19 protein-coding genes are annotated in these 14,441 nt (G+C 52.2%); 8 read left to right on the top strand and 11 right to left on the bottom strand.

Annotated elements, in window-relative coordinates:
• Position 1: 1 nt before the first annotated feature.
• The 9 genes from RIC29_14850 to RIC29_14810 form a co-directional block, all read right to left on the bottom strand.
• Entirely contained in the window at positions 2 to 472 is a 471-nt protein-coding gene (locus tag RIC29_14850; protein ID MEQ8736203.1) for a YbgC/FadM family acyl-CoA thioesterase, read from the bottom strand.
• Entirely contained in the window at positions 469 to 1,506 is a 1,038-nt protein-coding gene (gene ruvB / locus RIC29_14845) for a Holliday junction branch migration DNA helicase RuvB (protein ID MEQ8736202.1), read from the bottom strand. Before ruvB ends, RIC29_14850 begins: the two co-directional genes overlap by 4 nt.
• Complete coding sequence (gene ruvA, locus RIC29_14840) at positions 1,499 to 2,134, bottom strand: Holliday junction branch migration protein RuvA (GenBank protein ID MEQ8736201.1); 636 nt, start codon at positions 2,132 to 2,134, stop codon at positions 1,499 to 1,501. Before ruvA ends, ruvB begins: the two co-directional genes overlap by 8 nt.
• Positions 2,131 to 2,649, bottom strand: a complete 519-nt coding sequence (gene ruvC, locus RIC29_14835; protein MEQ8736200.1) for a crossover junction endodeoxyribonuclease RuvC — start codon at positions 2,647 to 2,649, stop codon at positions 2,131 to 2,133. Before ruvC ends, ruvA begins: the two co-directional genes overlap by 4 nt.
• A 27-nt stretch (positions 2,650 to 2,676) precedes the next feature.
• On the bottom strand, positions 2,677 to 3,420 hold the full coding sequence (locus RIC29_14830; protein ID MEQ8736199.1) for a YebC/PmpR family DNA-binding transcriptional regulator: 744 nt from the start codon (positions 3,418 to 3,420) through the stop codon (positions 2,677 to 2,679).
• Between the two features lie 126 nt (positions 3,421 to 3,546).
• Complete coding sequence (locus tag RIC29_14825) at positions 3,547 to 4,365, bottom strand: TIGR00282 family metallophosphoesterase (protein MEQ8736198.1); 819 nt, start codon at positions 4,363 to 4,365, stop codon at positions 3,547 to 3,549.
• Positions 4,362 to 4,973 carry a 5-formyltetrahydrofolate cyclo-ligase gene (locus RIC29_14820; protein ID MEQ8736197.1) on the bottom strand — a complete coding sequence of 204 codons (612 nt, stop codon included), beginning with the start codon at positions 4,971 to 4,973 and terminating at the stop codon, positions 4,362 to 4,364. Before RIC29_14820 ends, RIC29_14825 begins: the two co-directional genes overlap by 4 nt.
• A gap of 194 nt (positions 4,974 to 5,167) precedes the next feature.
• Complete coding sequence (gene zapA / locus RIC29_14815; protein MEQ8736196.1) at positions 5,168 to 5,500, bottom strand: cell division protein ZapA; 333 nt, start codon at positions 5,498 to 5,500, stop codon at positions 5,168 to 5,170.
• A gap of 15 nt (positions 5,501 to 5,515) precedes the next feature.
• Positions 5,516 to 5,845: a hypothetical protein gene (locus tag RIC29_14810; protein ID MEQ8736195.1), complete on the bottom strand. Its 330-nt coding sequence runs from the start codon at positions 5,843 to 5,845 to the stop codon at positions 5,516 to 5,518.
• A 218-nt stretch (positions 5,846 to 6,063) separates the two neighbouring features.
• Here RIC29_14810 and RIC29_14805 point away from each other — a divergent pair, with 218 nt between their 5' ends.
• From RIC29_14805 to RIC29_14795, 3 genes are all read left to right on the top strand, one after another.
• The gene (locus RIC29_14805; GenBank protein MEQ8736194.1) at positions 6,064 to 6,993 is read left to right on the top strand and encodes a class I fructose-bisphosphate aldolase; all 930 of its coding nucleotides are present in this window, start codon (positions 6,064 to 6,066) and stop codon (positions 6,991 to 6,993) included.
• 8 nt (positions 6,994 to 7,001) lie between these two features.
• On the top strand, positions 7,002 to 7,625 hold the full coding sequence (thiE, locus tag RIC29_14800; GenBank protein MEQ8736193.1) for a thiamine phosphate synthase: 624 nt from the start codon (positions 7,002 to 7,004) through the stop codon (positions 7,623 to 7,625).
• A gap of 89 nt (positions 7,626 to 7,714) precedes the next feature.
• Positions 7,715 to 8,269 carry a hypothetical protein gene (locus tag RIC29_14795; protein ID MEQ8736192.1) on the top strand — a complete coding sequence of 185 codons (555 nt, stop codon included), beginning with the start codon at positions 7,715 to 7,717 and terminating at the stop codon, positions 8,267 to 8,269.
• A 71-nt stretch (positions 8,270 to 8,340) separates the two neighbouring features.
• Here the strand turns inward: RIC29_14795 and epmA are convergent, their stop codons facing one another.
• Positions 8,341 to 9,390, bottom strand: coding sequence for an EF-P lysine aminoacylase EpmA (gene epmA, locus RIC29_14790; protein MEQ8736191.1), 1,050 nt, complete (start codon positions 9,388 to 9,390; stop codon positions 8,341 to 8,343).
• Between the two features lie 130 nt (positions 9,391 to 9,520).
• On the opposite strand from epmA, the gene efp reads away from it, so the two are divergent.
• On the top strand, positions 9,521 to 10,087 hold the full coding sequence (gene efp, locus RIC29_14785) for an elongation factor P (protein MEQ8736190.1): 567 nt from the start codon (positions 9,521 to 9,523) through the stop codon (positions 10,085 to 10,087).
• Positions 10,088 to 10,098: 11 nt separating this feature from the next.
• Positions 10,099 to 10,914 carry an inositol monophosphatase family protein gene (locus RIC29_14780; GenBank protein MEQ8736189.1) on the top strand — a complete coding sequence of 272 codons (816 nt, stop codon included), beginning with the start codon at positions 10,099 to 10,101 and terminating at the stop codon, positions 10,912 to 10,914.
• A 218-nt stretch (positions 10,915 to 11,132) separates the two neighbouring features.
• Here RIC29_14780 and RIC29_14775 read toward each other — a convergent pair whose 3' ends face one another.
• Positions 11,133 to 11,537 (bottom strand): hypothetical protein, encoded by a 405-nt coding sequence (locus RIC29_14775; protein ID MEQ8736188.1) that lies wholly within the window; start codon positions 11,535 to 11,537, stop codon positions 11,133 to 11,135.
• Positions 11,538 to 11,541: 4 nt separating this feature from the next.
• Here RIC29_14775 and RIC29_14770 point away from each other — a divergent pair, with 4 nt between their 5' ends.
• The 3 genes from RIC29_14770 to RIC29_14760 are packed head-to-tail and all read left to right on the top strand — an operon-like array spanning position 11,542 to position 14,434.
• Entirely contained in the window at positions 11,542 to 11,943 is a 402-nt protein-coding gene (locus RIC29_14770) for an OmpA family protein (protein ID MEQ8736187.1), read from the top strand.
• Positions 11,944 to 11,982: 39 nt separating this feature from the next.
• A complete protein-coding gene (locus tag RIC29_14765) occupies positions 11,983 to 13,191 on the top strand; it encodes a flagellar motor protein MotA (GenBank protein ID MEQ8736186.1) in 1,209 nt (402 codons plus the stop codon).
• A 19-nt stretch (positions 13,192 to 13,210) separates the two neighbouring features.
• The gene (locus RIC29_14760) at positions 13,211 to 14,434 is read left to right on the top strand and encodes a peptidoglycan -binding protein (GenBank protein ID MEQ8736185.1); all 1,224 of its coding nucleotides are present in this window, start codon (positions 13,211 to 13,213) and stop codon (positions 14,432 to 14,434) included.
• Positions 14,435 to 14,441 lie beyond the last annotated feature (7 nt).

Below are 14,441 nucleotides of genomic sequence, written 5' to 3'. Positions count from 1 at the left end.
ACTAACCCTTCTGTTTACGTAAACGTTCAAGTGTAGCTTTCAAGGCGGAGGTCAAGCGCCGCGGCTTGCCCTCTTCATTGACAACCACCAGTTTGATTTTCAAATCCGCAACGGCCTCGCCAATGCCAGACTCATCCATCCGATTGATCCGCTGATGCATCACCATTGAGGCACCACCGAGACGATCCAGGTGAGTCTGAACGATGAGTTCATCCTCAAGCTTGGACTGACGAATGTATTTTACGTCAGCCGAATGAACAGCAAACACCAAGCCATGCGTCTCGATCATTTCAATATGATTAAGACCATTGACACGCATCATCTCGGTGCGGGCGCGCTCAGCAAACTTGAGATAATTCGCGTGATATACCATACGTCCCGCGTCTGTCTCTTCGTAATAAACGCGTAACGGATAAAGATGAACTGGACCGTCCATCACGCCGGTTGAAGAGCGCGGTAAGGATACGGTCATTCCGCCTCACCAAGCATATCAAGTTGGGGTTGCTCTCGTTGTTGCGGCGCAGACACCCCAATGTGTCGATAGCCACTCTCAGACAACATACGACCCCGAGGCGTTCGCTGGATCAGCCCTTTTTGTATAAGGAAGGGTTCAACCACATCTTCTAACGTATCGCGTTCCTCTGCTAAAGCCGCCGATAATGTATCCACGCCAACCGGGCCACCGCCGTAGAATTCAGCGATGCACATCAAGTAACGACGGTCCATAGCATCAAGACCAAGAATATCAACGTCGAGCCTTTGTAAAGCAGCATCCGCAGCCTTGGCGTCAACAATCTCGGTGCCTTCAACTGCAGCAAAATCCCGGACACGGCGCAAAAGACGTCCCGCAACCCGGGGCGTCCCTCTTGAGCGCTTTGCAATTTCCAACGCACCATCAGATGCCATTTTCAGGTTAAGAATGGCTGCGCCACGGGTAACAATACTGACTAAGTCATCAGGCTCATAAAATTCAAGGCGCAACGGAATACCGAAGCGGTCACGCAAGGGTGTCGTCAAAAGACCTGAACGCGTTGTTGCGCCAACAAGTGTAAAAGGTTGCAATTCTATCCGTACCGAACGAGCCGCTGGTCCCTCGCCTATAATGAGATCCAGCTGGAAATCTTCCATAGCCGGATACAACACCTCTTCTATGGCGGGATTGAGGCGATGTATCTCGTCAATAAACAGCACATCGCGCGCCTCAAGATTGGTCAAGATCGCCGCCAAGTCGCCAGCTTTCGCGATCATTGGTCCAGAGGTCGCCCGGAACCCGACGCCCAACTCTCGGGAGACGATTTGCGCCAGCGTTGTCTTACCCAGACCCGGTGGCCCATGCAGAAGAACGTGATCAAGGGGCTCGCTTCGGGCCGCAGCCGCTGAGATAAAAACGCTAAGATTTTCACGCAACGACTGTTGGCCGATGAACTCGCTTAAACGCTGTGGGCGAAGTTTCGCATCCGCATCGTCTTGTTGTTCGCCGCCTGAAATGACCCGGTCTTCAGCCATGACTTGAAAGGTCCTTCAGTCCGTCACGGATGACGATATCCAGCGTCATATCGGCAGGGTTGTTTTGAAGCACCCGAGATACCGCGCCAAACGCATCTGCCCGACCGTAGCCAAGGTTAACCAGAGCAGACACTGCGTCGTCAACCAGTCCGGCTTTTGCTTGAGTTTCTGATATTGATGTTTTTACTCCGGGCTTTACCGACGCTAATGCGGCATAAGATCCGATCGCTGCAAACTTGTCCTTAAGTTCAGTCACGATCCGGGCCGCCAACTTAGGACCAACACCAGAAGCGCGTGTGAAGGGGGTTTTATCCTGAGCTGCGACAGCCTCGGCAATCTGATCGGGACTGAGGGCAGACAAAATCGCCAATGCGACTTTGTTCCCAACACCCTGAACTTTCGTGACCAGCAAGAATGCCTCGCGCTCCCGGGCTGACGCAAACCCATACAAATGTATGTGATCTTCACGGACATGTGTTTCAATAGACAGCGTAACCGCCTCGCCTTGTTGGGGCAGCTCGCTTAGCGTTCGCGACGAACAGAACACCTGGTACCCAACACCGGAAACATCAATAACGGCCCAGTCATCGCCAACACTATCTAAGATGCCTTTTAGCTTCGCAATCATCGCGCGGCTCCCCCGGCGATGGCGCGCTCTAATCTCTGGCCGGATACCCGATGATGGGCATGACAAATCGCCACTGCCAGCGCATCTGCAGCATCAGACGACGCCGCTTTGTGGCCAGGGAGCAGCATCGCGACCATGGTCTCAACTTGGTGTTTATCCGCATGACCAGCCCCAACGACCGCTTTTTTGACTGCATTCGGTGTGTATTCAGAAACGCTCAATCCGGCATTTGAAGCAGCCAGCATCGCTGCGGCCCGCGCATGCCCCAGTTTGAGCGTTGAGGTCGGATTCTTATTAACGAATGTCTCTTCGATCGCGCATTCATTTGGTCGATGAATGTCTATGATCTCGGTGAGATGTGAAAAAATAAACTGCAGCCGAATTGCGAGATCATCTTTGGCAGATGCGCACACCGTCCCATTCGCCACTGCGCTAAGGTGGTTACCATCGACATCTATAACGCCCCATCCCGTTGCGCGAAGTCCTGGGTCTAACCCTAAGAGCCGAATGGCCATTCGTAATTCCTGTGGTTCAGACGTCAGTCAGCCGAGTTCAGCTAAAATGCTGTCGTCGATCTCATAATTGGCCGCGACATTTTGGACGTCATCGTTGTCTTCCAGCACTTCAAGCAGGTTGAAAAGCTTTTCAGCGTTTTCTTTGTCAAGCTCGACTGTAGTCTGTGGACGCCAGTCCAATTTGGCGCTTTCAGGCTCGCCTAGAGCATCTTCCAAGGCTTTTTGTACGATATTGAGATCATTGGGATCGCAGTAAATATCATGCCCGTCCTCTGAGGACTCAACATCAGCTGCGCCTGCCACAATGGCCGCTTCCATAATGCCCTCTTCATTTGCGGCATCGGCGGAGTACTTAACCAGGCCAACACGGTCAAAACTAAAAGCAACGCTATTGGTTTCACCCATTGTTCCGCCGCCCTTGTTGAAGGCCGTTCTGACCTCTGCAGCTGTGCGGTTGCGGTTATCTGTCAAGGCTTCGACAATCAGCGCAACGTTTCCCGGCCCATAGCCTTCGTATCTGGCTTCTTCATAATTCTCACTGTCACCACCGGTCGCCTTATCTATGGCTCTTTGGATATTGTCTTTGGGCATACTTTGGGCGCGCGCCGCCGCAATGGCAGCTCTCAACCGCGGATTGTGATCCGGGTCAGGCATACCCATTTTTGCCGAAACAGTGATTTCTTTTGCCAGCTTGGTAAACAGCTTAGAGCGCTTCTTATCCTGAGCACCCTTGCGAAACATGATATTCTTGAATTTGGAATGACCCGCCATAACACCGTCCTTGCGGCCACCAATAGCGGCGACCCACTTTATTGTAGCATACCAGATGTTGTGTTTCTCACCCAGCAAACGTTGGGCCTCTGAATGACAAGCGGAGCCTGCCGCTGTCAAGCGATGTTACGCGGCTGGGGGAAGGATTTCCGCCAATTCGCCCCCTACACGGATGGGATGAATTGTGTCCGCCAGGCCGGTACGGTCATCGGTGGCCACCACCACGCCGCACAGCGTCGCAGGTCCCGTCGCAGGCTCCAACCGCTCTCCTGGAAGGCTCGCCACAAAGCGCCGTAAAGCAATCCCCGCATCCATGCCGATTACAGAATTATAAGGTCCGCACATCCCTGCGTCAGTTTGATACCCAGTGCCTTCAGGAAGAATACGCGTATCCGCTGTCGGAATATGGGAATGACTTCCTACAGCAAGCGAAGCTCTGCCGTCCGCCACGCACCCAAGGGCCGTCTTTTCGCTGGTCGCCTCACCGTGAATATCCACAATAATCGCATCTGCATCCCTGCCCAGTTGAGTCCCGGCCAGAAAGCCTTCCAAAGCGCGGAACGGGTCATCAATCGGCGGCATGAACAAACGACCCATGACCTGACATACGGCGACACGACGTCCATCTGCTGTTTGATAAAGGCCAGCGCCGAGACCTGGTGTGCCCTCTGCGTAATTCAGAGGCCGCAATAAGCGGGGTTCCGTTGGAATGTAATCAATGATCTCCCGTTGATCCCAGGCATGATTGCCAGTCGTAATGACGTCGACACCAGCCGCGAACAAAGCTTCACAAATCTTGACTGTGATGCCAAAGCCGTGGGCTGCATTTTCCCCACAAGCGACAACAAAATCCAGGCCAAGCCGGTCGCGTAACTCTGGCACTAAGTCAATCACAGCCTGACGACCGACTTTGCCCATAATGTCGCCAAGGTACATCACCCTCATAGCGAGACCTGCCCAACACATTCGGTTTCAATAAATCGTGTCGGCGTAAAAACACCATCCAATTGAGCATCAAATGGCTCAACAGGAATGGCCTCAACCTGTTGTTCATCAAACGCTACTCCATAGGCTACTATATTATTGCTTTGCCTTAGATAACTTAAAGTTCGGTCATAGTACCCGCCGCCAAACCCAAGCCGGAACCCTGCACTATCAAATGCGACCACTGGAACCAAAACTACACTGGGCACAAGTTCGTCAGAGTGCGCGCCCGGTTGATAAGTCTTGTGACGTCCGCGGTCTAGCGGTTGACCAACCCGCCAAGCCTTAAAGGTCAGAACTTCACCGGACTGACCTGCAACGGGCAAGCAGAGTGTGGCTCCTCGGTCTTGCAGTCGCATGAGTGCTTCTTGTGGGTCGATTTCGTCACCGATCGCAAAGTAGCCCGCAATCACAGTTTGTGGGCCAAACTTAATATGCCGCTCTAACTGCGCGCTAAGCTGGCTAGAAGCTCTTGGATGGCTGGCTTTGAGGGTTTTCCGCAATGCGAGCATCTCAGACCTGAGGGCAGCCTTTTCGGCTTGGCTTTGGCCCTGGGCCGATTGTGACATTCTCAAAACCTATACTAAAAAGAACGTGGAGCCGTCACAGCCGTCGGCTAACGTGACCTCGCCATGGGCCACAGGGTTAATGTGGGCGCCGCGATCATAGAGCCAGAGCCCTACGAGAGGCAGCTCCCGATCTTACGATATCGCCCCTGGGAGTAACCACAGCCTGACGCACCAGACAGCTCCACAGCCGCAACTTAGGGACGTTCAAGCTTTTCAGCAAGGCTATCGATGCGTGTTGCCATTGCGTCTATTGCGGTCACGATTGCTTCTTCGGCTTCAATCCGGGCCTCACCTTTGCCGCTACGCCTCAAATTTTCGAGTTCCCCAGCCGCATCGGAGAGCTCATCTGCGATCAACAGCGACACCATAACCAACAGCATGCTGTCGGATACGGGGCCGGTTGACTCCAGCAGCTTGGTGGCACGCTCGTCCAGATACCGTCCCAAACGACTCAAATGAGCCTCTTGTCCATCATCACAAGCGATCTGATAGGTTCTGCCACGCAGAGTTATCGAAACTTGGGCCATATCTATATTTTACCTTTAGCCCGGAGCGCCTTGTGCATGGATACTGCTATCCTTAACGGATTCTGAAGTATCGCCAGCATCTGAAGTATCAAGCGTTTCAATCGTCTGATCTAAGCGATCAGCGACCTGAGTTGCGGCAATACGCAGGCGATTATAGTCCGCTTTTACAGACTCTAATTCAGTCTGAAGGAAATTAAGCTGCCCATTACCGGACTGAACACTCGAATCCACCTCTGCAGGTAACTCAATAGCTGTTGCAGCGCCTTCGAGACGATCAACAGCAGCCCCTAGTCGTTTCAGCGCTTTCTCAACACGCTGGAGTCTATAGATCGCAATATCTTTCAATGGACTAGGCACCTTTTCTTGAACCACTACTGGAACATAGGCAGAGCTATTGCAAGCGTCAATCGTCCACATTTAGAACAAAAAACTGGCCCTGTTTAACTTCACGAAGAATTGGGTCTGTTCAGGCACGCAGCAGGTCGATATATCTTCCGCCTAACATTGAGACAGTTCAAACCTAATGTTGGTTTGCCTTCCAAATGACAGGGGAAAGAAAAGCGATGAAGTTGACTCAACGCGTCAAGAAAATACTGGCCGCATATGAGAGCGATAATCCTGGCACGAAGGCCAATCTGGCACGCATTTTAATGCAGGGCCGCTTAAGCGGCACGGGCAAGCTCGTCATTTTGCCCGTCGATCAAGGATTTGAGCACGGGCCAGCACGCAGCTTCGCTCCCAATCCGCAAGGATACAACCCCCACTACCACTGGCAATTGGCCATTGATGCTGGATTATCTGCTTTTGCCGCCCCCCTCGGCATGATCGAAGCAGGTGCTTCAACCTTTGCCGGATCAGTGCCAACCATCCTCAAAATGAACAGCGCTAACTCTTTAAATGGAGAGAATGACGCCCCAACGCAGGCAATTACGGCCAGCGTTGGAGACGCGTTGCGGCTTGGCTGCTCTGCGATTGGATACACAATCTACCCTGGCTCCCAGCAAGCGTATGGAATGATTGAAGATCTCAGGGAACTCACTGAAGAGGCCAAATCCGTTGGTCTTGCGGTTGTAGTGTGGTCTTACCCCCGCGGTGCCTATGTCTCAAAAGAAGGCGAAACTGCCTTAGATATTGTTGCTTATGCAGCACACATGGCTGCTCTGGCTGGTGCGCATATTATTAAAGTTAAATTGCCCACAGATCACTTAGATCTGCCAGCAGCGGAAAAAGTTTATAAAGAAGAAAAAATCGACGGCTCCACACTGTCAAAGCGCGTTGCGCATGTGGTTCAAAGCTGCTTCGAAGGCCGACGCATTGTGGTGTTTTCTGGGGGCGGTAAAAAAGGTCTGGATGGCCTTTACGACGAAGCCCGTGCCATTCGAGATGGTGGCGGCAATGGCTCTATTATTGGAAGAAATACATTCCAGCGCCCCAGAGACGACGCCATGGCTATGCTGGATACCTTGATCAACATCTACAAAGGTAAAGACTAGGCTCTGGAATGGCTTGCCGTCTTTATCTGATCACACCACCACAAATAGCGGATACAGCCGGTTTCCTAGCCCAGCTGCCCGCTGTTTTTGAATCGGGTGATGTCGCTTGCCTCCAACTGCGCTTAAAAGGCGTTGATGATGACATCATCCGGCGCACAGTGGAGGCGATTCTTCCTGTCTGTGCACGGGCTGATGTAGCGTTAATATTAAATGACCGGCCAGATCTCGCGGCATCTACTGGATGTGATGGAGTCCATATTGGTCCTGAAGATATGTCCTATGGGGATGCCAGAAAACTGGTCGGTGCAGAAGCCTCAGTCGGCGTTTCATGTAAGACTTCGCGCCATTTGGCGATGACAGCAGCTGAAGCTGGCGCAGATTACGTCGCTTTTGGAGCTTTTTTCCCCTCAAACACCAAGCAAGACATAGAAATAGCGCCAATTCAGTTGATTGAGGTCTGGTCAGAAACAACAAACGTTCCATCTGTTGCAATTGGCGGTATTACAATTGAGAACTGCCAACCTTTAATCGAGGCTGGCGCCGATTTCCTTGCCGTCTCAGCTGGTGTTTGGGCCTATAAAGATGGCCCGGAAAGTGCTGTGCGTTCATTTTCGGAGATAATGGCCCAATAATCAAAAAATGAGGCATTCTGGGCCTTCCCATTAGGGACTGATCCGCATAATGTGACCTCGACTTAGAACCTGAAATCAGGCAGATAAACATGAAATACCGGATTGCACTTCTCATAACCTTTCTCTTCCTTGGTGTTAGCCAAAGCTACGCGCAGGAAGCAAAAAACGTCGCGCCTCCCCCTCCTCCCGAGATTGCTGAAGAAGAAGAAGAAGAAGAAATTCCAGCCCAACCGGCCGCGCAAAAAAAGAAGAAACTGGACCATTGCAGCCCCGTTTCTACTAAAACCTGTGATGGCCTTGAGGAAGTTGCCAATTTGGGCGAAGAAGCATGGAAAATTGGTGCTATGGGCGCAGCAATGTGCTCAAAGAGCGCCGCGATTGAAGCCACCAGAAAAAGCCGTAAAGACCGCATAGAATACGAAGAGCTTCTTGCCGATATCGCTGAAGACAACGAAACAGAATACACTCCCTGGGTTCCGGCTGAAACCAATGGTGAGTTTGCCACCAGAACCGCTGCTGAGTGCAGTTCGAACCATGGGTATTGGTGTGGTGAGATGCAATTGGCGGCAGCCGAAATCACCGATCCCGCCCTTCAGGCGGAAGCTCTTGCCATGATCGAAACGGCCTGTGCACCACCAGAATAGAAAATACATTCAACGCTATGATCTAAAACGGCAGGCACAGTCCTGCCGTTTTTATTTTCAGGCATGACCTTTTAATCGCGAACCAGGTCAACCTCGGACCACATCACGTCTTTGACCTGACCGGCACCAGTGAGAAGCATAGCCAGCCGATCGATGCCAAGAGCCATACCTGCTGAAGGCGGAACGCTCGCCAAGGCCATCAAAAAATCCTCATCAATTGGCAATTGCGTCCCGTATTGAGTCTCAAAAACGCTCCGGTCCCGCTCGAAGCGCTGGCGTTGTTCTTCAGCATCTGTCAATTCTGAAAACCCATTCGCCAATTCCACACCGCAAGCATAAGCTTCAACACGCTCACAGACCCTTGGATCTAGCGGTTTATGACGCGCTAATGCCCCCACCGGCGCTGGGTAGTCATACAAAAAGATCGGCGGCCCCTTTTTTAAGGCTGGCTCGACTTTTTCCAACATCACCCGATGAAAGATATCATCCCAAGAGTCAGTGTCCTCGCATCTCACACCCGATTGACGGGCTGCAGATAAAAAGGATCGCGTTTTTTCAGCAGCATCACCTTCCACCTGAGCCAGTAAATCGATGCCAGCGTAAACGGAAAAAGCCTCTGCAATAGACAACTTTTTCCATGTTTTTTCGATGGAAACCGCTACATCTTGGTACTTAAACTGCTTTGCGCTTGAGGCATCGGCCGCCAATAACACCAAAGCCTGCACGTCTTCTATGAGACTCTCATAGCTCGCTCCTGCCCTGTACCATTCCAACATCGTGAACTCTGGATGGTGGAGAGGCCCATCCTCATGATCACGAAATACATGGCAAATTTGAAAAATACGCCGTTCGCCCGCAGCCAAAAGTTTTTTCATGGCAAACTCAGGTGATGTATGAAGAAAACGGTTCATATGTGGCGCAGTAAACGCCCCGGCGACAGATGCTTTTATCGGCCTAATATGGCGGTCTATACCAGGGGAAACTTGCAGGATTGGCGTCTCAACCTCAAGAAATCCCTCGTCATCAAAGTAAGTCCGGATAGCCTTTAGAATTCGTGCACGGGCGTACAAATTGCTCTTGCGCGCGGCGTAACGTGTCTTATCCCAGCTGGGTCTCGGCATAGTAATGACTCACATGTCTCATGGCTTTGAAGGCCGAGCCCGTTGCACGGCTAAAGGCAAACTGATAAAAGCCCGCCTCACGGTCGGACTTTCGACCGACATTCTTCACACTTCCAGCGGCGATGACAGCATGAAAATTCAAGCCAATACAATGCGCCCGGGGATGGTCATTGAACACCAAGACAAACAATGGACAATCCTCAAGATTGAACTGCTGCAACCGGGCAAGGGCGGTGCATTTATACAAGTCGAAATGCGTGATATCGCATCGGGTAACAAATCTAATGACCGATGGCGAACCCAGGATTCTGTTGAAAAACTAGAGGTCCGCGAAATTGATAGTCAGTATCTTTTCAAAGATGGCGATCAATACACCTTCATGGATACTGAGACCTTTGAACAGTTTGTGTTAACTGCTGATGATATCGGTGATGCGGCACCCTATTTGCAGGACGGCATGGCTGTTATGGCAGATACCATTGAAGGTAAGCCAGTCAGTATTAAAGTCCCACAAAACGTGACCCTTGAAGTTGTAGAAGCTGACGCCGTTGTAAAAGGGCAAACAGCGACATCCTCATATAAGCCCGGTATTCTTGAAAACGGCGTCAAAGTGATGATTCCGCCTTTCGTGGAAGCCGGAACGCGCATCGTCGTAAATACCATTGACGGCACTTACGTCGAACGCGCCAAAGACTGAGGCCATAAATAGTGGCGGTCCGGACCCCAATTTTGAATGTTATGGTTGGCGCTGCTGAAAAAGCATCGCGCATGATCAAACGAGACTTCGGTGAGGTCGAGAACCTGCAGGTGTCGCGCAAGGGCACCAGTGATTTTGTATCAGCGGCTGACACGAGAACCGAAAAAACGCTTCAATATGAGCTTTCTAAAGCGCGGCCTGGATTTGGCTTCATTATGGAAGAATCTGGTGAGGTTAAGGGTGAAGACCCCAACCGCACATGGATCATTGATCCTATTGATGGAACCACCAACTTCATCCATGGCATTCCACACTTCGCAATTTCGATTGCTTTGATGGAACACGGCGAATTGGTCGCTGGCTTGGTTTACAATCCCATTTTCGAAGAACTATTCGTCGCCGAGAAAGGTCAAGGAGCGACTTGCAATAACCGCAGACTTCGTGTTGCGTCGCGGGAAAACTTGTCGGACTGCGTCCTTGCGACAGGTATTCCGCATTTGGGGCGTGGCGATCATGCCAAATACATGCCCCAGTTGACGGCCGCGATGGCTGCAACAGCTGGAATCAGGCGTTTTGGGTCCGCTTCTCTTGATCTGGCATATGTCGCAGCCGGACGAGTCGACGGCTTTTGGGAAACAGGCCTTCAGCCTTGGGATGTGGCTGCCGGTATTCTTCTGGTGCGTGAAGCCGGCGGATTTATTACCGAAATCGACGGCAAAGGCGACGGTTTAAGCGGAGAGTCCGTATTAGCGACAAATCCGCGTCTGCATCGCCCGCTCAGCCATCTTTTGACGGGCAAAAAGACGGAACGGCTGCGCGCCCGTTAGTTTGCGAGAGTTTCATGTCAGGCGTTGTCGGTTAGGCCACCCTTGGGGTAGGGTTCTGACCTCACGGGGTAACCTGTGCAGTAAACACGGGATCTAAGTTAGGATTGAGATATGGCTAAGGGGCGTTGCGGACAAAACATCCGCGCTCAGGTGTTACACACAGCACTGACCTGCGCAATTTTCGGCGCTGTATTAGGCTTGGACCAAAACGTGCACGCTCAAAATTCTGAAGGTGTTGCCGTTAATCTTGACGTACTTGATGACCTAGACTCACGAGCACTGGCTCCTCGCCTATTAATGCCAACTGCGCCACTGACATCGGGCCGCATAGTGCTAAGGCCACCGCCTGGGGTTAGCGCCGTCACACCAGGACAGTCTCGCGTAGTTTTGCGCCCCCCCCCGGGTATACCAAATCGTGCAGCAGGAACACCCAGCATAACCGTGCCTAAACCGGCCCCTCCGGCAGCATCTCCGCCAACCTCGGTAACTTCAGTTGCCCCATCACCATCGGTCACTGAGCCTGAGCCACCCCCCGTAGCAACGACGGCTCCAACTCCTCCGGCTCCACTCGCCGCTGAGATGTCCGATCCTGCACCAAAAGTATCAGCATCAGGTGTACCCATAACAATGGGGCCTGCCGTTGAGTCCATGCCAGACCCGGCACCAGAACCTATTATTCAGCCGCAAGCAGACCAGGTGGGATCGCTTCCGCCCGAGATGACCAACGCGCCAATCACGATAGCTTTTAGCCCGGAAGAAAAAGACTTACCGCTCTCTGCCGCCGCTAGCTTGGCATCCGTCACCGAGCGAATGAATTCTGACGGTAATCTGCGTGTGCAATTGCTAGGATATGCGAGCAGTGCCGATGGCTCGCCCAGTAGTGTCCGCAGAATGTCATTGAGCCGGGCACTATCCGTCCGTGAGTTTCTCATGGACGCTGGCATTCAAAGCACCCGGATTGAAGTGAGAGCACTTGGCGACCAAATTGAGAGCGGTGAGCCAAACCGTGTCGATGTGGTCTTAGAGTAGCTTTAGAGAAAATTTAGAAAGTATTTCAGCGGATCCAGCATGACAGACACGACACGTTTTCTTACACGCATGATCCTTTTTTTAGTCGCAGGCGGCGTCGCAGGTGCGTTCCTATATGGAACGCTTATCGATGCGTTCCTCGCAAATCCACTATTGAACGGTCTCATTCTCGGGGTCCTGCTCATCGGCATCATGCTAAATGTCCGGCAAGTCGTGATGCTGAAGCCCGAAATTGAGTGGCTTGAATCGTTTCAAGGCCGCGCGGAAAAGAGGCTAAGCGCGCCAACTTCAAATGATGATGAGCCTCAATCCCTCTCCGGCACTGGACCTAGGCTCCTGTCCCCTATGGCACGCATGTTGTCAGAGAGTAACAGCCGCGGCGGTAAATTCTCGCTCAGCGCTCAAGCTATGCGGACTCTCTTGGACGGGATCGCTTCCCGCCTTGAAGAATCAAGGGACCTCGCCCGCTACTTTGTTGGACTGTCTATCTTCTTGGGCCTTCTGGGTACGTTCTGGGGTCTTCTTGGCACGGTCGCCTCCGTGGGCGACGTTATCCGCAATCTGTCGATCACGGGCGACGACATCTCTCTCGTTTTCAATGATCTTAAGGCAGGCCTTGAAGCACCTTTGGGAGGGATGGGAACGGCATTTTCATCTTCTCTCTTTGGCTTGGCGGGTTCCCTTGTTCTGGGGTTCTTAGACCTCCAAGCGGGACAAGCACAAAACGCCTTCTACAATGACTTAGAAGAATGGCTGTCTGGCATGACACGGCTCTCTTCTGGCACCAGTGTTGGCGACGGTGAGCAAGGTGTCTCGGCTTACACGGAGGCCCTCCTCGAACAAACGGCCGAGAGCCTGGATGAACTTCAGCGCATATTAGGGCGCAGTGAAGAAAGCCGAATTGCGGCGAACGAACACTTTGCAACCATGAATGAGAAGCTTTCCTTGCTGACAGAACAGATGAAGGCAGAGCAGCAAGTCCTTCTAAAGGTTGCCGGAAATCAAAAAGATCTGGCACCACTTTTGGAAAAAATCGGATCACTCGGTGACATCTTTAACCAACCTCAAAATGCCGGGTTTGACCAAGATACCAAGACCCACATCCGCAATATCGATCACGCGCTTGGGCGCTTGGTGACTGAGTTGATGTCCGGCAGAGATCAGATGGTGAAAGACATCCGATCTGAAATCAAACTCCTTTCCAAGACTGTGGCAGCTTCAAGTGGCCGCTCAGAGAACAACGACTAAGCCGGTTTAAGCAGCAGTCATGGCCTCTCCCGCCCGCCGCACCCGCAGAACCACAGACATATGGCCTGGCTTCGTCGACGCCTTAGCGACCCTTTTGATCATCATCATTTTTATTCTGATGGTATTTGTCCTTGGACAGTTCTTTCTCGGTCAGGCCCTCTCTGGACGAGACGAAGCTCTGGACAGACTGACCCTCCAGATGAATGAGATTGGCGAAATGCTCGCGCTTGAGCGTCAAGAGAATCAGGAGTTACGCCTGAATGTTTCCCAACTTTCAGATCAATTACAAACTGCAAATGCTGAACTGGACGGCATGGCAGCCCTGCGTATGGAAAATCTGGAGCTTTCCGGCCAAATCGCTGTCTTAACATCAGAAGCAGAGACAGCCGCTGCACAGCGGGAACGCATGCAAGTCGCGTTAGACGCCGCAGCTGAAGCCGCAGCAGCAGATCAGGCGCTTCTCTCGAAGCAACGCCAAGAAGCGGCCCTGTTGCAACAGAGCATTCGGGCGCTTGAAGCCCTGCGGGCGGAGTTAGAAAGCGAAATCGAACGGCTTGGCGACAGCGTCGTTGAGCGGGAGCGGCAAGTTGCTGATGAGCGCAAGCTGACCATAGAAGCACGCGCTCAAGCCGCGCTTATGACCCAGCAGTTGGAAGCTTTGCGAGAAGAACTCGGTCGACTTGCTGCAATCCTTGATGCCTCCGATGCGTTATCAGCCGAACAAAAAGCACAGATCTCTGATCTCGGACGTCGAATGAACCGGGCTTTGGCAGGAAAAGTCCAAGAGTTACAGCAGTATCGTTCAGAGTTTTTCGGTCGTTTGCGAGACATATTGGGCACCCGCCCCGGCATCAGAGTTGTTGGCGACCGATTTGTATTCCAATCCGAAGTGCTTTTTTCCAGCGGCTCTGCTGACTTGGGCATCGAAGGTCAACGCCAGTTGGATCAATTGGCCAAGACCCTGATAGACATCTCACGGGATATTCCGGAAGAAGTTGACTGGATCATGCGTGTTGATGGCCATACGGATGATGTGCCGATCAGCACAGCTGAATTCCGCTCAAACTGGGAGTTATCCAGCGCAAGAGCGCTCTCTGTTGTCAGATACTTAGTGACCCAGGGGATCACTCCGGAACGGCTCGCTGCGGCGGGATTTGGCGAGTATCAGCCGATCGACCCTGGCCAGACGCCCGATGCGCGCAGTCGAAACCGGCGTATTGAGCTCAAAGTCGACCAAAGATAATTCAAAA

It is taken from the genome of Rhodospirillaceae bacterium, from assembly GCA_040219235.1.
Lineage (GTDB): Bacteria > Pseudomonadota > Alphaproteobacteria > Rhodospirillales > Rhodospirillaceae > WLXB01.
This window is presented reverse-complemented; position numbering and strand designations above follow the sequence as displayed.